General features: G+C 26.8%; 24 protein-coding genes. 19 read left to right on the top strand and 5 right to left on the bottom strand.

Annotated elements, in window-relative coordinates; all coding sequences use genetic code 11:
* Nucleotides 1-22: 22 nt before the first annotated feature.
* Nucleotides 23-1138, top strand: coding sequence for a tRNA 2-thiouridine(34) synthase MnmA (gene mnmA, locus ABXT39_RS04240; protein ID WP_415294458.1), 1116 nt, complete (start codon nt 23-25; stop codon nt 1136-1138).
* On the opposite strand, the gene ABXT39_RS04235 is transcribed toward mnmA, so the two are convergent.
* On the bottom strand, nt 1128-1832 hold the full coding sequence (locus ABXT39_RS04235) for a hypothetical protein (RefSeq protein WP_415294457.1): 705 nt from the start codon (nt 1830-1832) through the stop codon (nt 1128-1130). The two genes, mnmA and ABXT39_RS04235, sit on opposite strands and share 11 nt — an antisense overlap.
* Nucleotides 1833-2003: 171 nt before the next feature.
* Here ABXT39_RS04235 and ABXT39_RS04230 point away from each other — a divergent pair, with 171 nt between their 5' ends.
* From ABXT39_RS04230 to galE, 13 genes are all read left to right on the top strand, one after another.
* Nucleotides 2004-3179, top strand: a complete 1176-nt coding sequence (locus tag ABXT39_RS04230) for a trans-sulfuration enzyme family protein (RefSeq protein WP_415294455.1) — start codon at nt 2004-2006, stop codon at nt 3177-3179.
* A complete protein-coding gene (locus ABXT39_RS04225) occupies nt 3176-4396 on the top strand; it encodes an MFS transporter (protein WP_415294453.1) in 1221 nt (406 codons plus the stop codon). The genes ABXT39_RS04230 and ABXT39_RS04225 overlap by 4 nt, the downstream gene beginning before the upstream one ends.
* A 4-nt stretch (nt 4397-4400) precedes the next feature.
* Nucleotides 4401-5564 carry a chorismate-binding protein gene (locus ABXT39_RS04220; RefSeq protein WP_415294452.1) on the top strand — a complete coding sequence of 388 codons (1164 nt, stop codon included), beginning with the start codon at nt 4401-4403 and terminating at the stop codon, nt 5562-5564.
* Nucleotides 5561-6118 carry an aminodeoxychorismate/anthranilate synthase component II gene (locus ABXT39_RS04215; protein WP_415294450.1) on the top strand — a complete coding sequence of 186 codons (558 nt, stop codon included), beginning with the start codon at nt 5561-5563 and terminating at the stop codon, nt 6116-6118. Before ABXT39_RS04220 ends, ABXT39_RS04215 begins: the two co-directional genes overlap by 4 nt.
* Nucleotides 6081-6851: an aminotransferase class IV gene (locus ABXT39_RS04210; RefSeq protein ID WP_415294449.1), complete on the top strand. Its 771-nt coding sequence runs from the start codon at nt 6081-6083 to the stop codon at nt 6849-6851. The genes ABXT39_RS04215 and ABXT39_RS04210 overlap by 38 nt, the downstream gene beginning before the upstream one ends.
* A gap of 5 nt (nt 6852-6856) precedes the next feature.
* Nucleotides 6857-7255 (top strand): HIT family protein, encoded by a 399-nt coding sequence (locus ABXT39_RS04205; protein WP_415294448.1) that lies wholly within the window; start codon nt 6857-6859, stop codon nt 7253-7255.
* Nucleotides 7256-7370: 115 nt separating this feature from the next.
* On the top strand, nt 7371-8165 hold the full coding sequence (locus ABXT39_RS04200; RefSeq protein ID WP_415294447.1) for an adenylyl-sulfate reductase: 795 nt from the start codon (nt 7371-7373) through the stop codon (nt 8163-8165).
* Nucleotides 8166-8185: 20 nt separating this feature from the next.
* The gene (gene aprB / locus ABXT39_RS04195; RefSeq protein ID WP_415294446.1) at nt 8186-8656 is read left to right on the top strand and encodes an adenylyl-sulfate reductase subunit beta; all 471 of its coding nucleotides are present in this window, start codon (nt 8186-8188) and stop codon (nt 8654-8656) included.
* Entirely contained in the window at nt 8656-10515 is a 1860-nt protein-coding gene (aprA, locus tag ABXT39_RS04190; RefSeq protein WP_415294445.1) for an adenylyl-sulfate reductase subunit alpha, read from the top strand. The genes aprB and aprA overlap by 1 nt, the downstream gene beginning before the upstream one ends.
* Nucleotides 10516-10533: 18 nt before the next feature.
* Complete coding sequence (locus tag ABXT39_RS04185; protein WP_415294444.1) at nt 10534-10884, top strand: hypothetical protein; 351 nt, start codon at nt 10534-10536, stop codon at nt 10882-10884.
* A 67-nt stretch (nt 10885-10951) separates the two neighbouring features.
* Entirely contained in the window at nt 10952-11086 is a 135-nt protein-coding gene (locus tag ABXT39_RS04180; protein ID WP_415294443.1) for a hypothetical protein, read from the top strand.
* A 28-nt stretch (nt 11087-11114) separates the two neighbouring features.
* A complete protein-coding gene (locus tag ABXT39_RS04175; protein ID WP_415294441.1) occupies nt 11115-12197 on the top strand; it encodes a TSUP family transporter in 1083 nt (360 codons plus the stop codon).
* Nucleotides 12198-12378: 181 nt separating this feature from the next.
* Nucleotides 12379-13368 carry a UDP-glucose 4-epimerase GalE gene (gene galE / locus ABXT39_RS04170; RefSeq protein ID WP_415294440.1) on the top strand — a complete coding sequence of 330 codons (990 nt, stop codon included), beginning with the start codon at nt 12379-12381 and terminating at the stop codon, nt 13366-13368.
* Between the two features lie 69 nt (nt 13369-13437).
* Here galE and ABXT39_RS04165 read toward each other — a convergent pair whose 3' ends face one another.
* Complete coding sequence (locus ABXT39_RS04165) at nt 13438-14427, bottom strand: NAD-dependent epimerase/dehydratase family protein (RefSeq protein WP_415294439.1); 990 nt, start codon at nt 14425-14427, stop codon at nt 13438-13440.
* Complete coding sequence (locus ABXT39_RS04160) at nt 14427-15521, bottom strand: glycosyltransferase (protein WP_415294438.1); 1095 nt, start codon at nt 15519-15521, stop codon at nt 14427-14429. Before ABXT39_RS04160 ends, ABXT39_RS04165 begins: the two co-directional genes overlap by 1 nt.
* Before the next feature lie 225 nt (nt 15522-15746).
* On the opposite strand from ABXT39_RS04160, the gene ABXT39_RS04155 reads away from it, so the two are divergent.
* Nucleotides 15747-16853 (top strand): hypothetical protein, encoded by a 1107-nt coding sequence (locus ABXT39_RS04155; protein WP_415294437.1) that lies wholly within the window; start codon nt 15747-15749, stop codon nt 16851-16853.
* Nucleotides 16843-17736: a hypothetical protein gene (locus ABXT39_RS04150; protein WP_415294436.1), complete on the top strand. Its 894-nt coding sequence runs from the start codon at nt 16843-16845 to the stop codon at nt 17734-17736. Before ABXT39_RS04155 ends, ABXT39_RS04150 begins: the two co-directional genes overlap by 11 nt.
* 400 nt (nt 17737-18136) lie before the next feature.
* Here ABXT39_RS04150 and ABXT39_RS04145 read toward each other — a convergent pair whose 3' ends face one another.
* Nucleotides 18137-18352, bottom strand: a complete 216-nt coding sequence (locus ABXT39_RS04145; RefSeq protein WP_415294434.1) for a hypothetical protein — start codon at nt 18350-18352, stop codon at nt 18137-18139.
* 22 nt (nt 18353-18374) lie between these two features.
* Between ABXT39_RS04145 and ABXT39_RS04140 the strand changes: the two genes are divergently transcribed.
* From ABXT39_RS04140 to ABXT39_RS04130, 3 genes are read left to right on the top strand one after another with little or no spacing between them, the layout of a single operon-like run.
* Nucleotides 18375-18764 (top strand): hypothetical protein, encoded by a 390-nt coding sequence (locus ABXT39_RS04140; protein ID WP_415294432.1) that lies wholly within the window; start codon nt 18375-18377, stop codon nt 18762-18764.
* Complete coding sequence (locus ABXT39_RS04135) at nt 18754-20010, top strand: hypothetical protein (protein WP_415294431.1); 1257 nt, start codon at nt 18754-18756, stop codon at nt 20008-20010. The genes ABXT39_RS04140 and ABXT39_RS04135 overlap by 11 nt, the downstream gene beginning before the upstream one ends.
* A 60-nt stretch (nt 20011-20070) precedes the next feature.
* Nucleotides 20071-20772 (top strand): sulfotransferase family 2 domain-containing protein, encoded by a 702-nt coding sequence (locus ABXT39_RS04130; protein ID WP_415294429.1) that lies wholly within the window; start codon nt 20071-20073, stop codon nt 20770-20772.
* Here ABXT39_RS04130 and ABXT39_RS04125 read toward each other — a convergent pair.
* Nucleotides 20759-21706 carry a hypothetical protein gene (locus tag ABXT39_RS04125; RefSeq protein ID WP_415294427.1) on the bottom strand — a complete coding sequence of 316 codons (948 nt, stop codon included), beginning with the start codon at nt 21704-21706 and terminating at the stop codon, nt 20759-20761. The two genes, ABXT39_RS04130 and ABXT39_RS04125, sit on opposite strands and share 14 nt — an antisense overlap.
* Nucleotides 21707-21739 lie beyond the last annotated feature (33 nt).

Here is a 21739-nt window from a genome sequence, read left to right as displayed (position 1 = left end):
ATACTAATAAATATGATTAAATATGACAAAATTGAATTCTATTGGAATAGCTAAAAAACCAAAAGATACCTTAGTTATTGTTGCAATGTCAGGTGGGGTGGATTCTTCAACAGTTGCTGCCATGATGAAAAAAGAAGGATATAATGTCATAGGTATAACTTTAAAACTTTATAACGATAATAAAGAAACTGCATCTTCAAAACAATGTTGTGCTGGTCAAGACATAATGGATGCAAAGAGGGTTGCTGACAAATTAAAGATTGAACATAAAATTCTTTATTACCAAAAAAAATTTAAAGAAGGTGTAATTGATAACTTTATTGACAGTTATTTAAATGGAGAAACACCAATACCCTGTGTTCAGTGCAACAAAACAGTTAAATTCACAGATCTATTTGAAGAAGCAAAGAGATTAAAAGCAGATGCTTTAGTCACTGGTCACTATGTTAAAAGTGTTACAGAAGACAACAACACAGATATGTACCGTGGAATTGATCTAAATAGAGACCAAAGTTATTTCTTATTTAACACAACAAAAGATCAGCTGAACTTTTTAAGATTTCCTTTAGGAAATCTTCTTAAGGATGAGACAAGAAATATAGCAAGAGAGCTTAATCTTAATGTTGCAGATAAGCCTGACAGTCAAGATATATGTTTTGTTCCAAATGGAGATTATGCTTCTGTTATAGAAAAGTTTAGACCAAATTCTTTCAGCAAAGGAAATATAAAAAATATGGTTGGTGAAGTGATAGGTGTTCATGAAGGCATTATCAATTTTACAATTGGTCAAAGAAAAGGAATTGGAGTTTCTGATAAGAACCCATTGTATGTAATAAAGATTATTGCAGATAAAAATGAAATTATTGTTGGCGCTAAGGAGCACCTTGTTAAAACTAAAATAAATTTAAAAGATTTAAATATTATTACAAATGATCAAAATGATTTTGAAAATGAATTATTTGTAAAAGTAAGGTCTACTGGAAGGTTGATTAAAGCCAAGATAGATATCAATGATACCAATGCGAACGTTAATTTATTGGAAGAGGAACACGGTATTGCGCCTGGTCAAGCTTGTGTTTTTTATGGAAAAAATGATAAAGGTTATAAAGTTCTTGGTGGTGGTTGGATTACAAATTAATTTTTTTTTTCCACATAAAATAAGTTAATAAATAAAAAGTTATAACACCTAAAAAATAATCCCATTCTAAAGCGTGTTTAACAAACTTAAATGTATTTCCAGGCCAACTAATTATTGGAATAGCAGTTATCGCAACAATAATTAATATTGAAATTAATATTAATTTTAATCTTAAAACTTTAATGTTTATAAATTTAGATAGTTCTTCCTTAAAAGAGTATAATGCAGTCACCAAATAAGCTTGCGCCGTAATCTCAAATATAATGAACACAAATATAATTACTCTTCTGAATAATTTATATAAATTATTATCAATTTCGATTCCAAGAAATATCGAATGTATGATTAAAGCTACAGCAGAGCCGACACCAAAAAATACTATTTTTTTAATATGTTTATAATTTTTATCAAAATCTGATATTATACCTTTATTATAAAGCCAGTATTTAATAAGCAGAAATGAAGTTAAAAACATGGCTGGTTTAAAAATTAACCAGTTCGGAAAGGGTCTCGCAACTCTACTTATTGATGTTCCACCATCAACGTAAGGCAACAAAGAGTTAAAAAGCTTAAACTCTTGATTTGAATATATTTGATGAAATTGAGTGGATAAAATTAGACAAATATTAATTGATAAGAATGGTAAAATGAATATCCATATACTTATGGATTTTATTTTTGATATCTTACTCATTAAAAGCTAGTTTCTTATTTTTTCTTATTTTTTCGCTTAGCTCTTCTTTTTTTAGAGCCCTGTTTTCTTCGACCTCTATGTTTTTTTGGGTAACCCATATTTTCCTATTATTAATTTTATTGACGTAATTCGAGGGATATAGCATTGTCCCTTTAACTTATCAAATTTTTTATGACCAAATCATTTAAGACTTTCCTCAAACATACGGCAAAAGATTACCATAATCAGTCAGTTAACCCTCCTGTAGTAAGAGCCTCGACTATTATCTTCAAATCCATGCAAGATATTAGGAAAATGCAGGATAAGAGCAAAAAAGATCCAACAGGTGGACATTTTGATTATGGAAGACAAGGAACATCAACAACCCATGTTTTGTCACAAATACTTAAAGAAATGGAAGAGTGCTATCATGTATTTTTAACACCAACTGGATTTGGATCGGTTTTTTTATCTATTTTTAGCATAGTTCGACCTGGTGATGAGATTATTGTAGCAGATCCGACATACTCGCCTACGAGAATTTTAACTCAAGATTTTCTAAAAGAATTTAATGTAAAATCTGTTTTTTATGACCCACATGATTTGAAAACTTTAGAAAAAGCGATTACAAAAAAAACAAAATTAATTTTTGTTGAAAATCCTGGAAGCAATACGTTTGATTTTCAAGATTTAGGTAAAATAGTATCAATTGCAAAAAAGAATAAAATTTTTTCAGCAATTGATAATACTTGGGGAACGCCATACTTTTTAAAACCAATTAAGCTTGGGTTTGATATGTCAATTGTATCTGCTACGAAATATTATTCAGGTCATTCTGATGTTATGGGCGGAAGTTTAGCTGTTAACAAAAAAGTTTTTAAACAAGTGGATAAGACAAATAAAATAACTGGTTTAAGACTTGGTCCTGATGATGCATATTTAATAACAAGAGGACTTAGAACTTTAGATGTACGATTAGACAAACATGAAAAAAATGCAAAACAAGTAGCTGAGTTTTTATCAAATTATAAAAATATAAAACTTTTATATCCACACAAAAAAGATTCATTTAATTTTAGAATGTGGAAAAAATATTATTCTGGTGCTTCAGGATTGATGGGTTTAAAAATTAGATCAAAAAATAAAAACTCAGTAATTAAGTTTGTTAATTCTTTAAAACTATTTGGTTACGGATATAGTTGGGGTGGGTTTGAAAGCCTTGCGTTATATCAAGATAAACGTGAACAAGGTAATAGAGAATATTTAAAATTAGCAAAAGATGAACATTTAGTAAGACTGCACATTGGTTTAGAGGATCCAAAAGATCTCATAAATGATTTAAAAAAATCTCTTAAACACGTTAAATGAATTCAGAAAAATTTATTCAAAATAAAACAGCTTTAATAACGCTAATTGCAGCCTGTGTTGTAGTTTTAATTTCTCTTGGAGTTAGACAAACTTTTGGTCTATTTTTCATGGATTTTAAAAATGATTTAGATATTTCAATAACTCAATCTGGATTAGCAATAGGCATTCAAATGTTAATGTGGGGTTTAACAGGGCCTATATTTGGAGCTATCGCTGATAAATATGGTGGACATAAGGCGATTTGCTTAGCTTTTGTTTTTTATATTTTAGGAATTTACTTTTTATATACCGGTCCAAATACTGGAATTTTTTTTCAAATAGATTTGGGACTTTTAGTTGGAATTGGTTTGGGTGGAACTGCAATTAGTATTCCAATGTCAATTGTTGGAAAACATTTCCCATTATCTAATAGAACTATAGCCATGAGTATTGTCACAGCAGTCGGTTCTTTGGGCTATTTTATCTCTCCACTTTATACAAGTTATTCGTTAATCAAAAATGGATGGGTGGACACACTTTTTGTATTCACAATATTCTTGTTTATTGGACTTATAGTGGCTTTTTTCGTTAGATCCCCTTCTTTAGCCCAATCCATTGAAAAACCTAACGATCAAAGTACCTTTGATGCTCTAAAAGAGGCCTTTAAAAACAAAAGCTACGTATTACTCACATCTGGTTTTTTTGTATGTGGTTTTCACATAACTTTAGTTGGAACTCATGTTCCAAAATATGTAATTGATAGAGGCTTAGAAAGCTGGACAGCTGCTGCAATTTTATCCTTAATTGGATTATTTAACATATTTGGCTCTCTATTAAGTGGATATCTTTCTACAAAAATTAGTAAAAAAATTATTTTAAGTTCTATCTATGCATTAAGAGGTGTTTCAATAGTCTTATTTATCTTCTTACCAGCAAGCAACATTAATGCATTTATTTTTGGTGCAAGCTTTGGCTTTTTATGGCTTTCAACGGTGCCAGCAACAAGTGGTATAGTTGCCCATATTTTTGGAACAAAATATTTAGGTGTATTATATGGAATAGTTTTTTTAAGTCATCAAGTTGGCTCATTCTTTGGAGCTTTTCTTGGAGGATTATTTCATGATTTATATGGCTCTTATGATTATGCTTGGTATTTAGCAATTGCTTTATCTGTTTTTGCGGCAATAATACATTTACCGATTAAGGAAGAAGCAGTTTTAAGGCTAAAAACAGAATAGAAAATTGAATAAGAAAAACTACTTACTAGATTTAAATAATTCAAAAAAACCCTTTATAATCTATAAATCAGATAAGGGATTTGATCTTTATACGGACTTTTCAAAAAAGATAATTTTAAATAATAACAACATCAAAAAATTCATTAACAAAAATACTAAATTAAAATCTACTCATAAAGAAACAGACTTATTTATTGGTTTTTTTGGGTATGAGATACTAAGTAACTTAATAGGTATAAAAATAAAAAAACAAAAAACAATAAATTTTCCAAAGGGGGTATTTTATAAACCAGAAACAAAAGTAAAACTTTCAAACGATCTGGAGTATATAAAAACTAGATTATCAAATAATAACAACCTATTTAAAATAAATATTAATAAGAAATCATATAAAGTAATATTTGATAAATTTAAAAAGAAAATAAGATCTGGGGAAACATATCAAATTAAAATTTGTACTAAATATAGCAATAAATCTGAAATAGACGCTCTAGACTTTTTTAACAGGCTGGTAAAAAGTAATATGGCGCCTGAAGCTTTTATGATTAAGGATAAAAATTATTCTATAATAAGTTGTTCACCTGAAAATTTGATAACAAAAAAAAATAATTTTATAACAACAAAACCTATAGCGGGCACTTTAAAGAAAACTAAAAAATTAAATAAAAAAAAAGCACTTACTTTTTTTAGAAAAAACTTAAAAGAAACCAAAGAACACAACATGATTGTTGATATGGAAAGAAATGATTTATCTAAAATTTGCAAACCAGGTTCAGTAAAAATCTTAAAGAAAAAAATAGTTGAGGAATATAAGGATCTTTATCATTACGTGAGTTTAATTGGAGGACAACTCAAGAATAAAGTTACCTCGTTAGAGATTATAAAAGCAATGATGCCTGGTGGATCAGTAATTGGATGTCCAAAAATTAGTACTTTAAATTTGCTAAATAAGCAGGAAAAACAAGGCAGAAATATTTACACAGGAAGCTTTGGTTACTTAAAGTTCAATGGGGATATGAGGTTTAATATTATTATTAGATCAATATTAAATTTTAAAGGTAAATCTGAAATTTCTGTAGCTTCAGGAGTGGTAATTGACAGCAATGCAGGACATGAATTTAATGAAAATTATATTAAAGCAAAGTCATTAATGGATCTTTACAAATGATATATATTATTGATCATCAAGACTCTTTTACTCACAACGTAGTACATCAATTTGAAAATTTTGATGAAGTAGTTTGTACAAATTTTAACAAAATAAACGAAAATAAATTAAAAAAAGCAGATATTATTGTTTTCTCACCAGGTCCAGGTGCACCAAAAGATTATCCCACCAGTTCAAAAATTTACAAAAAGTACAAAGGTAAAAAAAAGATTATTGGTATTTGTCTTGGTTTTCAACAAATTCTACATTGTGAAAATGGAAAAATAATTGAGCAAAAAAAGATTTATCATGGTTTTCAATCTAAAATAAAAGTAACCAGTAAAAACTCATTGTTTAAAAAAAATAGTCAATTCACCGTAGGTAGATATCACTCTCTAAAATTAGAAGAGCCTTTTAATGCAAAAAATTTTGAAATTACAATGAGGTGTGATATTTCAAATACAGCAATGACAATAGAAAATAATAAAGAAAAAATATATGGCTTTCAATTTCACCCTGAATCTTTTTTAACTGAAAATGGTAACTTACTTATTAAAAAAATCTTATCAGCATAAAACCTACAAAGAAATTAATTTTAAAGATCTTTGGGGGGATAATGGTGTGTTCACTACAATGTGGATCTTTGGAAAACCTGCTAAGGTACTTTTTTTTAAAAAACATATTAAAAATTTAATTAAGTCTTTAAAGATTTATAAATTAGATCACTCAAATCTTGAAAAAAATATTCTTAAATTAATAAAATTAAATATTGATAAAAAAAGATCTTACAATCATCTTCTTAGAGTTGCTGTTAATAAAAAGATGATTTCAATTTCTTTAAGAAGTAGAAAAACTCCTAAATTAAATTTTAATTTAAAGCTTATTAGTCACAAACGATTTGACCCTAAGTATAAAAACCTTAAATATAATTTTATATTAAAACATTTGTCTAAAATGGATAACACTACTTCAGATGTGGGACTTTGCTATAAAAATACTATTTTAGAAAGTGGAACTTCAAATATGCTATTTGTCAAAGGTGATAAAGTTTACTCTCCAATAAATAATGTTTATAAGGGTATTACTTATAATTTTTTTAATAAAAAATTGGATAATATTATTAACAAAGATATTTTGATAAAAAATTTATCAGAGTATAATGAAATCCTTCTTGTTGGTTCTGGAAAAGGTGTTGCATCAATAAAAAATATTAATGAAATTAAATGGAAGAGAAAAAGTTTAAAATTTTATAAAATACTTTCTAGTTTTTATAAAAGTGAAGTTAACAAATGTTCTATCTATAGATAATATTTATGTTTGACCCAAACAATCCTTGTCTATTCTGCAACTCTAAACAAAGTGGTTTAGCTGCTGAAAATGAGTTGGCTTATGCCAGTTATGATACATATCCTGTGTCTGAATTTCATTGTTTAATTATTACAAAGCGGCATGTTAAAGATTATTTTGATTTAAATGATGACGAAGTGATTGCTTGCAATAATCTTATCAAAAAAATTAAAGAGGAGATATTATTAAAAGACATAACAGTTAAAGGGTTTAATATTGGTACTAATGCTGGAAAAGTTTCAGGGCAATCAATTTTACACTGCCATATTCATTTAATTCCACGAAGAGAGGGTGATGTTAAAAATCCACAAGGTGGTGTTAGGTCGGTTATTCCCTTAAAACAACGTTATAAACGTAAAGTGTAAGTTGTATTTTTGATTGATAAATAGAGCACCTAATAACGGTTGATCTATCATTTCAACTATACTAAAAACTCAAAATTAAGTTTCAAACAAAATAGTTATAAGGGTAATATTCTATATGATGACAATTAGTCCATTCTCTGCATTAGCAGAATCAATTTCTCCTTCTGTAATTCAAGGCTTTGTTTTGGCAATGTTGGCTTTAATCGTCATTGGAACAGTTGTTCAAATGATACATCATAAAAATGTTACTTACTTTTTCAATAATGCAAAAAAAGCAAAATTAGCTGCCGAAAGAGAGCTTGGTGTTGGAGAAAAAACTTCAGTTATTTTAAAAACCGTAGTGCATGATATTGCAACTACTGCAGAATTGGGTGCAGGCAAAAGAAGAGTTGCTCATGTTATGGGGATGTATGGAACTATCTTATTTTGGGTTGCATCAGTCGTATTAGTTTTTGGTTACACTGGAACAGGAACAACTGTACCAACAATTTGGCCTATGATTTGGCATGTTGGAGCAATAATGACTTGTGTGGGTGGATACTGGTTTTGGTTATTTTTAAGAGTAGATGTATTAGCAGAAGCTCATCCATGGTATAGAATTATTAAAGCAGACTTGTTTGTTCTAGCACTTCTTGCGTGTGCAACTACTGGACTTGCTTGGTCTTATTTTCAATCTTCAGGATCAGCTGGATTAGGATATTTATTTTTAGTTTTATTTATTACCTCAAACATTGTTTTATTTGGGGGAGTTTATTGGTCAAAATTTGCACACATGATTTATAAGCCTGGTGCAGCAATCCAAAAAAACTTAGCAGAAGCAGATGGATCAAGAGACAATCTTCCTCCATTAGCTGATGCACCAAAACAATTTGGACTGGGAATTAAAAGAGAACAACCAAAACACTATTAAAAAGAGAGAGGTAATATAATATGTCAACTTTTGTATACATGACGAGATGTGATGGATGTGGTCACTGTGTGGATATTTGTCCATCAGATATAATGCACATTGATGAAAATATTAGAAGAGCAGTTAATATTGAACCTAATTTTTGTTGGGAATGTTATTCATGTGTTAAAGCTTGTCCTAATCACGCAATTGATGTTCGTGGCTATGCTGACTTTGCTCCTATGGGTCACAGCGTTAGAGTTAGACGTGAAGAGGAAAAAGGAACTATCTCTTGGAAAATTAAATTTAGAAATGGAACAACTAAAGACTTTGTATCTCCAATTACAACAAAGCCTTGGGGAAAGTTTATTCCAAAATTAGCAGAAGGTGAAAAACCTAATGAAGGTGAGATTAACTCTCAAATGCTTTATACTGAACCTAACGGTTTAAACATTGATGGTAAGTTGCCATCTGTACCAAAAGATACATTTAAAAAGGGAGTTTACTACTAATGGCTAAACATAAAACACATTTTGAGGATTGCGATGTTTTAGTTGTTGGTGGTGGTATGGCTGGAACTGGTGCTACTTTTGAAGCTAGACACTGGGGAAGAGACATGAAAATTATTTGTGTTGAAAAAGCTAATATTGATAGAAGTGGAGCTGTTGCTCAAGGTTTATACGCAATTAACTGTTACATGGGTATGCAGTGGGGTGAAAATCAACCTGAAGACCACGTAAGATATGCACGTAACGATTTAATGGGAATGGTTAGAGAAGATTTAGGTTATGACATGGCTCGTCACGTTGATTCAACAGTTCATATGTTTGATGAGTGGGGCTTACCAATGATGAAAAATGAAAAAACAGGTCGTTACCTTAGAGAGGGTAAATGGCAGATCATGATTCATGGTGAAAGTTACAAGCCAATCGTTGCAGAAGCTGCAAAAAAATCAGCTGACAAAATTTATAATAGAATAATGATTACTCATCTTTTAATGGATGAAGCTCAAGAAAATAGAGTAGGTGGAGCTGTTGGTTTTAATATGAGAACTGGTGACTACCATATTTTTAAAGCAAAAACAGTAATTGTTGCAGCAGGTGGAGCATCTCACATTTTCAAACCAAGAGCAGTTGGTGAAGGTATGGGAAGAACTTGGTATGCACCATGGAGTAACGGTTCTGCTTATGCATTACCTATCGCTGTTGGAGCTAAAATGACACAAATGGAAAACAGAATTGTGTTATGTAGATTTAAAGATGGTTATGGTCCAGTTGGAGCGTACTTCTTGCACCTTAAAACATATACTCAAAATGCAAATGGAGAGAATTATGAGAAGAAGTGGTATGATCAAACTAAAGAATTAGTTGGTGAATACATTGATCATCATCCAACTCCTACATGCTTGAGAAACCATGCATTTATTCAAGAAACTATTGCAGGTGGTGGACCCATTCACATGGTAACTACTGAAGCTTTCCAAGATCCACACCTAGAGACTGTTGGCTGGGAAAATTTCCTTGGTATGACCGTTGGTCAAGCGGTTGTTTGGGCTTCTCAAAATATTGATCCTAAATACACAAATCCTGAACTAACTACATCTGAACCTTATGTTATGGGTTCTCATGCAACTTGTTCTGGAGCTTGGGTTAGTGGACCTGAAGATTTATCGCCACCAGAATATTTCTGGGGTTATAACAGAATGTTAACAATTGATGGTCTTTTTGGTGCAGGTGATACTGTAGGTGGAAGTGCTCATAAATTTTCGTCAGGATCATTTACCGAAGGTCGTTTAGCTGCAAAAGCTGCTGTTAAATATATTGAAGATAAAAAAGCAGAAGGCATTAAAGTTACCGACAAACAATGTGAAGACTTTAAAACTGCTATATTTAAACCCCTTGAGACATATCAAGTAGCTCAAAATGAGATTACAGGTGGAACAGTTTCACCAAGTTACATTTCACCAATTCAAGGACTTCAACGTCTACAAAGAATTATGGATGAATATGTTGGGGGAATTGCAACCAACTATATGACTAATGGTAATATGCTTAAGAGAGGTTTAGAATTACTTGCTTGGTTAGAAGAAGATTTAGAAAAAGTAGGCGCTGAAGATTTACACCAACTTATGAGAGCTTGGGAATTAAAACACAGAGCTTTAACTTCTCAGTGTGTGACTGAACATACTATGTTCCGTGAAGAAACACGTTGGCCTGGTTATTACTATAGAGGTGACCATATGAAATTGGATGATGATAATTGGCACTGCTTAACAGTTTCTAGACGTGATCCAAAAACTGGTAAATTTACTCTAGAGAAAGTACCCGTTTATCATATAGTTGACGAGAACGAGAAGAGAAAAGCTTCTTAAAACAGTTAAACTTAAATTATGAATCTTTTAGAGAAATCTGATGATGAGATTATAGCAATTGCTAAACCTATTTGGGATAATCTTGTCAAAACCTCAAATATGAAAGATTATGGTGGTTTTACTAAAGATTTTGGAACTCAAATGCTATTTGGAGCAAATGAAGTAGAGCTTGGCAAGCAGTGGGCTAACAATAAGTTATTAACTAGTTTATCTGAGGATTATGAGGCATTTGGATGTCTTAGAAGAGGTTTGAACATCACCGTATTATTCAAACAAAAGAGTAAAGAAATTGAAGGTGAGTTTCTTGGAAGGTTAGTCCTTGGTGTTGAAGGGGATGATATTAAGGTTTTCGGAGCAACCATCTACTAATAAAAAAAATCATCTTATATTAACTATTTATTTGACAAATAATTAACTGGGTGTATTGACGGTTGTAATGTCAATTTCCAACATAAAAATTTTAAACAAAATTTCAGTTTTTAAAGCAACTATTATCAAAACAGGTATTTTTGTTAGTCTTGCTGCTTATTGGGGTATTATATTAGTTGGAACTTTTATCACATTTAGTTAAGTTGTTTTTTAGCAACTCTTAATTTTTTATGGATGTATTTTTACCAATAGCTCAAGTATTTGTTAATCCTATTGAAATACTTTTATTGAGTGCAATTGTTGGAGTGCTTTCAGGTTTATTTGGTGTTGGCGGTGGTTTTTTAATGACCCCATTCTTAATTTTTTTAGGCGTACCACCCGCATACGCAGTTGCAAATGAAGCTAACAATATTCTTGCAACATCGGTATCAGGATCAACAACTCATTATTTAAAAAATACTTTAGATTATAAAATGGGTCTTATGATTGTTATTGGTGGAACAATTGGAACTGCATTAGGTATTTATATTTTTACATATTTTAAAGGTATTGGAAAAATTGATACAGTTATTTCTTTAGCCTATATGTATATACTTGCAATAATTGGTACATTAATGTTAGTCGAAAGTCTTGGAGAAATAGACAGAGCAAAAAGAAACCTTATAGTTAAAAAAAAATTACACGTGCATTATTGGATACATGGTCTTCCGCTAAGAATGAGGTTTCCAAAATCAAAATTATACGAAAGTATATTTACCCCAATTATAATTGGTTTATTTGTAGGATTTATTGCTGCTATAATGGGTATAGGAGGTGCTTTTATATTAGTGCCTGCAATGATTTATATAATTAAAATGCCAACAAAATTAGTTCCAGGAACTTCTTTGTTTGTGACAATTTTTGTTAGTGTCATAGTTACTTTTTTACATTCATTTAATTTTGGATCTATAGATTTAATGTTAGTAGTAATGTTGGTTATTGGATCAATCATAGGGGTTCAAGTAGGACAAAAACTTGGTGAAAAAATTGATAGTTCTGGGTTAAAGGCTTTATTAGCAATTTTATTACTAATTGTTGGAATAGCCATTGCTTATGAAACTTTTTTTGCTGAGCAGACTGAGAAAGAAATAATAAAAATATTAAGTTCAGATTTAAATTTTTTCTCACTATTTATTTTAGAATTTTCAGAAGATATGCCATTTTTTTATGGATTATTTTCAATTATGTTTGCAATTTTTTTAGGGGTAGGAGCTGCTCTTATTAGGCGTATTTTTTCTAATTTTAAAAAAAAGATGTTGCTAAAAAAATCTTAATTAATAAACAACTATATTACTGGCTTTTAATTAAAAAATTTATTAATAATTTATAAATGTAATTTCTTCAAAATTTACATAATAAAAGAGTAAAAAAACTTTACATATTACTGAAAATTTATATCTGTTTTATTTATGCTTAGCATATAAAGTTGATTTGATAACTGTTTCTAAATTAAAAATGAAAGCAAATAAAATTTTAATTACTGGTGGTGCTGGTTATATTGGTAGTCATGTTTGTCATTTATTGATTGATCAAGGACATGAGGTTACTTGTATCGATAGTTTAGTAACTGGAAATAAAGAATTATTACCCAAAAAAGTAAAACTTGTAATATTTGATATTGCTGAAAAAAAAAAAGTAATTAAATTAATAAAAAATAATAATTTTGATTTAGTGATGCATTTTGCTGGTTTAATTAGAGTTGATGAATCAGTAGAACAGCCAGAAAGATATAAAGATTTTAATTATTCAAAAGCTAAAGTATTTTTAGAAACTTGCTTTGAAAATGGATTAAAAAAAATTATTTTTTCTTCAACTGCTGCTGTTTATGGTAACCCTAAAGTTCTAAAGGTTAAAGAAACTGATCCGACAGATCCACTCAACCCTTATGCGTCATCAAAACTAGAACTAGAAAACTTTATTAGAGAAACTTCAACAAATTATAATTCAAAATATATTATACTAAGATATTTTAATGTAGCTGGTGCTGATGAGAAAATGCGAACAGGATTAATTTCAAAAGTTTCATCTCACTTAATAAAAGTTGCTTGTGAAGTGGTTGTTGGCAAAAGAGACAGGTTGATTATTAACGGAGATGACTATGACACTCCAGATGGAACAGCTATAAGAGACTATATTCATGTTTCTGATTTAGCAGAAATTCATCTAATATCAGCAAATCATTTGATAGAAGGTGGTGAGTCTAATTTATTTAACTGCGGATATGGAAATGGTTTTAGTATTAAAGATGTAATTAATGAATTAAATAAAATTATAAAAAAAAACTTAGAAACTACAATTGGATCAAGAAGGCCAGGAGATAGTGAAATGATTGTGTCAAATGTAGAAAAATTTATGAAATATTTTTCGTGGAAACCAAAGTATAATAATTTAAATTATATTTTAAAAACCGCAATTGAATGGGAAAAAAAATTAAATAAAAAATAGCTATATTTTTGCATCACCTTTTTACTTGAGAGGCATACTTATAAGCACCTACACTAACTCTAATTAGAATTAATTAACCCAAGTTTCTTTATCTTCTTTTTTCCAATCATGAAATGCAGTTTTTAATGAATATTTAAATCTATATTTGTTATTTATCAAAAATGACGGTTTGATTAAATTTGATCTAATTAATTTGCTTAATCGTATAGGACTAAATAAATTATTTATTCTTAATAATTTAAAAATTATTTCAAACAAATAACTAAATAACAGCATAAAGAAATATGGAACTGAAGGGACTGAACGACTAATATTTGAAACTTTACAAATGGTTTCAACATAATCCTGTATAGTTGGATTTGGCCACATAGCTGCGTTAAAAAGAATATTTTTTGATATCTCTTTCTTTTCTTGTTTTTGATTCACCCACATTATTTGATCTACTAATTCTTTTACATAAATTGATGCCTTAGCTGTATTTCTGTTACCCATATAAAAAAAGAATCTTTTATGTATTAATTTTATTAAACGGTACATGTTTGCTTTTTCTCCTTTACCAAAAACTATTCCAGGCCTTACAATAGTTAATATTCTATTCGGCATATCACGGTTTTGCCAAGCTATATGAATTTTTTCCGCTGCTAATTTTGAGGACCCATAAGCGGTAACCGGGCAAGGAGTAGTTTGTTCATTTTTAAGTTTATCACGAATACCATAAGGAGCTATGCTGCTCGTGAAAATAATATTTTGGCACTTAACACTTTCAGCAAACTCACAAATGTTCTCAGCTCCTTTAATATTAGTTTCAAAATACTCATAATTTTTATGTCCTGGTTCTTTATGAATAGCAGCTAAATTTATTATTAGATCTATCTTATTAAGTCCTTTTATTTTTTTTATTTTATTTCTTATATCTACTTTAAATTGATTTTTTGAGTTATCATTTTTTTTAAGGTCAAGAATATAAATTTTATTCTTTTTTGATAATTTGCAACATAAGTGTTTACCTATAAACCCTGATCCCCCCACAATAAGTATATTTTTTTTTTTATTTTTCATTATAATTTATGATCTTCTTCAGTTTTTTTTATTATATTATTAATTTCTCGATTGTTTCTATTTAAATTAAACCAATCATTAACAACAGTGCAAGCAGCAGCTGACATGCGGTGAATTTTTTCTTCATCATTAATCAGATTAAGTGTTTCATTAACTACATTATCATCACGATTGAAAACAAAACCAATATCTCTACCCTTTATAATGTCTGCGTTACCTAGACAATTAAACGCAATTACTGGTAAACCACAGGCAAGTGCCTCTAAGAGTGATACTGGCATTCCCTCCCATTTAGCTGTCGAAAGATATAAAGTTGAATTTAATAGTCTATTTTTAACTTCTGAAGTATCAAGCCACCCTGTTACTAGAACTCCTGATTCTAATAAAAGCTTTTTAGATTTGCTATCTCCATCTCCTATCCATGTAAAAGAAATCGTATTATCTATTTCCATGATTTTTTTTGCAATTTTAGCAAAACTTTCAGGGTCTTTTTGAGGCCGAATTCCACCTACAGTAATAATATTTCTATTTTTTTTTTTAGGAATTCTTAAATTAAGATATTCACTGGTTACTGCATTTTCTACTAAAAAAGATGGTGAAAATTTAATAAATTTTTGAATTTGTTTTAATTCACTTTTAGAGACAGCTATGATTACACATTTTTTTAATGATGCAATTAACTCAAGAGAAATAAAAATAATCTTTTTTAAACTACTTATATCTTTTCTTATGTATGAAATACAATGAGGTATGTAAAAAAATAATATTTTTTTATTAACAAAAAGACCTACAATTCTTCCTATAAATCCCGCTTTTGAAGAGGCAAGAAAAATATAATGTGGATTAAACTTAAGAATAAATTTAAATATTTTAATAAAAGAAATTAAAATATTTGGGATAGATGACATTTGAATATTTATCAAACTAATTTGAGGACTAAAATAGTTTGATAAATTTTTTGGTGTATCAGCTCGTTTTGAGTATATTATTGAAACATAATTTCCATCGTTAATTTGTGAATTGGCTAGACCACGCATTGCTGACAATGTACCGGTTGCAGTCGATTCAATTACATGTAAAATTTTTTTTTTCATTGATAAATCTGATGCCCCCAATATTAGATAGACGTTATTGTGAAATTAAAAATCTTTACTAAGTTTGCTGTTAATCGTAAAGTCATAGATATCCAATCATATACCCTGAACAGATAAAAAGCCGAAATAAATTTTTAATAATATGTAAATTTTTTTTATAAAATTTTATTATGCAAATCTTGAATAATTTACATCTATAATTTAAGAGGTAAATAATAATTAAAAATGATTAATAAAGTTTATATAATCATAGAGTCAATCGAAAGATTCAATTTTTGGAACAGGTTAAAAGAGATCAAAAACTTAAAAGTTCTCACAATAAAAGAGTCAGTTTATATAGCCTGTAGAAAAAATGACATTCATTGCATAAAGCTTGATTATCAGAAAGTTAATTTAAATAAAATATCAATATCAAAAAAATTAAAAAAAAACACTTATGATGTTAAAAATGATTATTTGAGAAAAAAAACTTTGATATCTTTAATTTTACAATTAAAAAATTTAAAAATTGATAAAAAAATTATTATAATAAGCTGGTCTGATACAAATTTACTTTTAAACTGTTTAAAACATGTTTACTCTAAAAATAGATATATACATTTAGAGATAGCCAACATAAACGGTTATCTTTTTGTTGACAGGAAAGGTGTAAATAGAAATTCAGAATTATACCAAATTTTAAAAAAAACATCTATTAGTAACAAAATAAAAAAAATTCCAAATAAACTTTATATAAAAAGATTGAAATTAAATAGTTTGTATACTTTTTATGATTTTATAGATTACATAATAGGTAAATCATTTTATTCAATCAAATTTTTTATATATATTTTTTCAAATAATTTTTTTTCATTATTAAATTCATATTTAATTAAAATGATATCAAACAATAATAATACAAAAGCTAACACTCTAATTATTGGTCAATTGAGTAAAGACTGGAATATGTCTCAATACAATATGACAAATATTAAAATAATTAAATATTTTATTAAAAATAAAAAAGATGGTGATGTGGGAGTTTTTAAACCTCACCCAAAAGAGCTCAGTGTTGCAAATATAATAGAATTATATTTGTTTTGTAGAAAAAAAAAAATTTTTTTTAGCAGCAAATATTCTTATAAAGCGATTAACAAAATATATACGCATACATCATCACATGTATATAATTTTATAAATACCAAAAAAAAAGTGATTTTTATTTCTGATTCTTTACCAAAACAAATCTACAATAAGGGTTTAAGCAAAAAAATTATCAAGAAATATTGTTTGAAAATAAATTACTATTCTAATGAACATTTTAATTTAAATATTATTACTAGTGTCATCTAAAAAAGCTTCAATTATAAAAACAAAAGCACATCTACCAGAGATCTACGTATATAAAAAATTTTTAGCAAATTTAAATTTTAAAACAAGTATTCATCAAGATACAAATTATAAAAAAATTGATGATGATTTAATTTGGTTTTTCGCTGGAATTCAAAAGTCTTTAATAAGTGCTAAAATGATAATAGTTGATTATAGATCAAGATCTACTGGTTTTTTTTATCTGACAAAAGACCTTGTAAAAATTTTTATCAATAAATCAAATTTAAATATCTTTGCTCATAAAGATTTAATTTTTTATTTATCAAAATATATTTTAAGAAAAAAAACATATTACTTACCGATGGGATCATTTTGTAATTATAAACCTTTAAAAAAAAAATATGATTTTATTCATATTGGAGAAATATCAGAAAAAAAAACTAGCAATGATTTTTCTGACTTAATTTTTAATCTTTCAAAGAAATATAAAATAATACTTATTGGTAAAATAGACAAAAAAAATCTTAAAAATTTAAAAAAGGTTAAAAACAATTTAAAAATAATTAATAAGAATTTACCTTTAAATATCTTAAATAATTACTTAAATAAATCAAAATTTGGCATCTCTTGGTATTCAAATGATAGTTATCTTAAAGGCCAGATTTCTACAAAAATTTTAGACTATGACGTTTGTAAATTACCAATATTGTGTAATGATTCACATGTGAGTTATTACACTCTAAATAAATACAAAATAAGAAATTATTTTAAATATAAAAAAAATAGTAAAATAAATCCAAATTTTTTTTATAAACAATCAATTAAAAACTTAAGTTTCAATAGCATTTTTAAAACATCAACTCTCTATAAAGATTTATGCCAGTTATATTCACTAAAAAAATAATTATTTTTCTTAGTCTAGTATCTATAAGCCTCTATTCTTCATCTTTTTTTTTTAACGAAAAATTTTCTAATTTAATTTTAATTATAACAATTGTATGCAATTTAATAATTTTTTTTAAAATTTCTAATGATCTAAGTTTTAATAGACATAATTTTTTAATTTCTGCTTGTTTAATATTTTTTTTAATTATAACATTTTATTTTTCGAATAACACACCTTACGAAATATTTAGGTTTATTTTTTTTATATTATGTCTTTATATTTACGTAAATATATCGAATGAAAATTTAGAAATTTATACCGAATCTGTAAAGTTATTTTTTAATATTTTTTTTCCGATTCTTTTTGTAATTTTTATGTATACTTATGTTAGTAATTTGCCGAGATCATCGGTATATTTTCATAATATAGCATATTTATCTGGTTTTTTTTTATTTGCATTAAATTTTTTTCTTATCCAAAAAAGATTTTTTATGATTATCTTGGCTTTGATTGCTTTGATACTAACATTTACTAAGAGTACCTTGTTAGCAGCATTGTTTTTGTTAATTAATCTATTTAAAAATATATATCTAAAATTTTCAATAATAATATTATTTGTAATATTCTTAATCATATTCGTATCACAAGAACTTATTATGATCCCTTTTTTCCAACACGAATTTTTTGAACCTTATCGTTTATTTACTGGTTTTAATAAAAGAGACTCGTATTGGCTTTTAGCAATTGAACAACTCTCTATAGAACCAAAAGGATTGAAAGGTATGCTAGATATCATTTATATAACAGGTTTTACTAATTCAAGTTTACATTCAGTATGGTTTGATAATATTATAATTTATGGATATTTAAACTTTTCTATATACTTATTTTTATTAATAAAATTCTTTAAATTTAATCTTAAAAATTTACCATATTTTATTTTTATGAGTTTTATTACGATCACCCCTGGTGGTGTAGGTTTATTTCCTCATATGTTAGTTTTTTTTATGTTAATTAATAATAGAAAATTAAAAAATGAAAAATAATATTTTTAACAAAAAAATTATTTCCAAAGATATTTTCGATTTGTTTTTAATATCAATAATTAGAGTTATTCCAATAATATTAAATATATTAATAATAAAATATTTGATAACTTACCAAAAATCTCAAGTTGATGATTATATAATTATTATTACTACGGCGACCATTATTTGTAATTTTTCAAATTATGGAATTCTCAATTATATCCTAAAATTTAAAAACAGACATAAATCAAAAATATTAGGTTTATTTATTAAGGTAAAAATACCTATGATGTTTTTTTTATTATTTATTTGTTTACTAATAACTATTATAAATTATTTTTTTTCAGAAACATTTAATAGTGAGAATCTACTATTTGTAGTTATCTTTTTTTCTGTTATTTTCATATTCGGCGTTAATAATTTAAATTCTTTTTATTTTAATGCAATCAATAGACCAAAAACTGCAAGTTTATTTAGATTTTTATTAATTAGTTTAACCTTCTATATTCTATTAATTAATACTAAGCATAACTTTATATTTAACTATTTTTATGCATCAATAATTACTTTGGCTATCTCTTATATTGCCATATTTAAATCTACAAATTTAAAAAACTTTCATCTAAATTATAAGTTTAAATATTATAATTTTTTAATTTCCAACAAGCATAAAGGCCTCTCATCAATTTTTGGATCTCTTATGTTATATTTGCCACTTGTAATTGCAACGTATGTTTATAATGAAAATGAGATCTTTGTTTTTTTCTTTATTACCAGAATAATGAATTTATTTTTTATTAGTGGCGCTATATTTGAAAATAAATTTATTTATCAATATTCAAAATATTTTGTTGATAAAGATATTGCTAAAATAAAAAAGTTCATAATTTATAGAACTAAATTAATTATGATCCCATTAATTCCACTTATGTTAGGTCTTATTATATTTAAAGAATTAATATTTAATTATTTTGAAATCCAAAATCTTTATTCAAATTTATATTTTTTCACTATAATTGTAGGCTCTCTGAAACTGTTTCTTGGACCAATTATTCAATATGTCTTATTTTATGATATGAAATCTTATTATAAAAAAATACAATATATAATGTATTTTTTTTATTATGGCCTATGTACATTATCAATCTTTCTTTTAGATATACATTTAGCAATTTATTTTATTTCAACGTTATTTTTTGTATATTTTGCAATTATTGCAGTTGCTCTTTATATAAAATTAAATCAATATCCATATAAATGTTAATTCTTTATTTATGAGTAAATATATAATTATTTCAAAAAATAGTGTTTTTCAAATTAATCAATGAAGAAATATTTAAAAAACTCCATACCCTCAGCATTAAGAGAAAAACTTCAAATATTTAAAGGTAAAAAAATTTATATAGATAAATTTAATATAACCAAAAGTGTATTTGTACATATACCAAAATGTGCAGGGACATCTATTGGTAAGGCAATTTACAATGATGCTAAAATTGGTCATGCAACTGCTAAGGATTATTACTATACAAATAAATCTAAATTTATTGAATATTACAAATTTACTATTATGCGAGATCCAATTGAAAGATGTTATTCAGCTTATAATTATCTTAAAAGTGAAAAATGTACTGAAAATGATAAAAAGTTTTTTAAAAAACATGTAGCAAAATTTAATAATTTTGATGATTTTGTAATAAATGGTTTGAAAAAATATCATGTTCAAAAGTTTATTCATTTTAAACCTCAAATTGATTTTATATTATTTAATGGAGTAATTATGGTCGATCAAATTTTTTCTTTTAATAAATTAAACCAAAATTACACATATCTTAAAAAAAAATTTAAAATCAAATCAAAATTAAAAATGCTTAATACTACAAAAAATATTAAAAAACGAAATGTTATTTCATTAAGTAAGAAAATTCTAAATAAGACTTACAAAAATGATTGTTTGATATTCAAAAAGTTGAAAAAAAGAAATTATCTATCTAATTTATATAAAAAAAGGATTAAAAATCTTTAATTTTTTTTTTCATAATTAGATAATGACCACCATTTTTTAAAAGAAAAAAAGAAAATAATACCCTTAAATACCAATATTTTACTGAAAGCCACCTCATATTATTTTTTAAATTTTTGTCATTATCACACCAATACAAATCATTTGTATGATCCTTATATTCTGTAAAATTTTCAAACAACTTCAATAGAGATTTTTTTGAATAACTATTTACATGTTCGAGAGGAAAACAATCAGCAAGAAAGATTTCTTTCGGCCCAAAAATTTTATACAAAAAAATTTTAAATTTTAAAAAAAAGCTAGAAGGTAATTCAATTTTTAAAATACCATTTTTAGTAAGAATTTTTTGAAAAATTATAGAAATCTCTTTTGGCCTAGTTAAATGCTCCATTACTTGATTTGCTATAACTAGATCAAATTCCATGTTAATTAAATTTTTAACATCTATCTCTTGCTCAGATTTTTTGACTGTTGATATTTCACAAGTAAAAAATTTACAATTTTCATTATCATTTGGATAATTTACTTTTCCACTACCAAAATCTAAAACATTAATTTTTTTATTCATGATTGACGATATTTTTGTCGAAAACTCTATATTTTTTAAGGTTTTGTCTGTTTTGTTGTTTAAAATTTTTTCCCTATGTGGAACTAAATGTGTGTATAGTTTTTTTATTCCCTCATCATCTAAAATGTTTGCGTGATATATATGACTACAATCCAGACATTCACGAACTTCAAATGAAAATTTGTCACCGATTAAATTAATATCCTCTAATTTATAAAAATTAATTATAAATTGTTTTAATTTTAAAGTATCATCTTTTAATAAAACTCTAATATTTAAACCACCACATACTGTACAATGATTTTTTTTTATATAATTCACTATTTTGTTTATATTATCATTTGTAAATAAATCATCATTTTTTGCCACTTAATTTATAAATGTAATTTCTTATGTTTTGTA

Origin of the sequence: Candidatus Pelagibacter sp. Uisw_113 (genome assembly GCF_047717815.1) — a bacterium.
Lineage (GTDB): Bacteria > Pseudomonadota > Alphaproteobacteria > Pelagibacterales > Pelagibacteraceae > Pelagibacter.
The sequence above is the reverse complement of the archived record's forward strand: the minus strand, read 5'-3'. Positions and strand labels throughout refer to the sequence as shown.

Excerpts from the sequence above, each read along its gene's own strand:
- ABXT39_RS04160 (WP_415294438.1), bottom strand. The coding sequence starts at position 15,521 with ATGAAAAAAAAAATTTTACATGTAATTGAATCGACTGCAACCGGTACA.
- ABXT39_RS04215 (WP_415294450.1), top strand. The coding sequence starts at position 5,561 with ATGATATATATTATTGATCATCAAGACTCTTTTACTCACAACGTAGTA.
- ABXT39_RS04235 (WP_415294457.1), bottom strand. The coding sequence starts at position 1,832 with ATGAGTAAGATATCAAAAATAAAATCCATAAGTATATGGATATTCATT.
- ABXT39_RS04155 (WP_415294437.1), top strand. The coding sequence starts at position 15,747 with ATGATTAATAAAGTTTATATAATCATAGAGTCAATCGAAAGATTCAAT.
- ABXT39_RS04130 (WP_415294429.1), top strand. The coding sequence starts at position 20,071 with ATGAAGAAATATTTAAAAAACTCCATACCCTCAGCATTAAGAGAAAAA.
- ABXT39_RS04135 (WP_415294431.1), top strand. The coding sequence starts at position 18,754 with ATGAAAAATAATATTTTTAACAAAAAAATTATTTCCAAAGATATTTTC.
- ABXT39_RS04225 (WP_415294453.1), top strand. The coding sequence starts at position 3,176 with ATGAATTCAGAAAAATTTATTCAAAATAAAACAGCTTTAATAACGCTA.
- galE (WP_415294440.1), top strand. The coding sequence starts at position 12,379 with ATGAAAGCAAATAAAATTTTAATTACTGGTGGTGCTGGTTATATTGGT.
- ABXT39_RS04205 (WP_415294448.1), top strand. The coding sequence starts at position 6,857 with ATGTTTGACCCAAACAATCCTTGTCTATTCTGCAACTCTAAACAAAGT.
- ABXT39_RS04180 (WP_415294443.1), top strand. The coding sequence starts at position 10,952 with ATGTCAATTTCCAACATAAAAATTTTAAACAAAATTTCAGTTTTTAAA.
- ABXT39_RS04185 (WP_415294444.1), top strand. The coding sequence starts at position 10,534 with ATGAATCTTTTAGAGAAATCTGATGATGAGATTATAGCAATTGCTAAA.
- aprA (WP_415294445.1), top strand. The coding sequence starts at position 8,656 with ATGGCTAAACATAAAACACATTTTGAGGATTGCGATGTTTTAGTTGTT.
- ABXT39_RS04175 (WP_415294441.1), top strand. The coding sequence starts at position 11,115 with ATGGATGTATTTTTACCAATAGCTCAAGTATTTGTTAATCCTATTGAA.
- ABXT39_RS04210 (WP_415294449.1), top strand. The coding sequence starts at position 6,081 with ATGGTAACTTACTTATTAAAAAAATCTTATCAGCATAAAACCTACAAA.
- ABXT39_RS04165 (WP_415294439.1), bottom strand. The coding sequence starts at position 14,427 with ATGAAAAATAAAAAAAAAAATATACTTATTGTGGGGGGATCAGGGTTT.
- aprB (WP_415294446.1), top strand. The coding sequence starts at position 8,186 with ATGTCAACTTTTGTATACATGACGAGATGTGATGGATGTGGTCACTGT.
- mnmA (WP_415294458.1), top strand. The coding sequence starts at position 23 with ATGACAAAATTGAATTCTATTGGAATAGCTAAAAAACCAAAAGATACC.
- ABXT39_RS04200 (WP_415294447.1), top strand. The coding sequence starts at position 7,371 with ATGATGACAATTAGTCCATTCTCTGCATTAGCAGAATCAATTTCTCCT.
- ABXT39_RS04140 (WP_415294432.1), top strand. The coding sequence starts at position 18,375 with ATGATCCCTTTTTTCCAACACGAATTTTTTGAACCTTATCGTTTATTT.
- ABXT39_RS04145 (WP_415294434.1), bottom strand. The coding sequence starts at position 18,352 with ATGATTAAGAATATTACAAATAATATTATTATTGAAAATTTTAGATAT.
- ABXT39_RS04230 (WP_415294455.1), top strand. The coding sequence starts at position 2,004 with ATGACCAAATCATTTAAGACTTTCCTCAAACATACGGCAAAAGATTAC.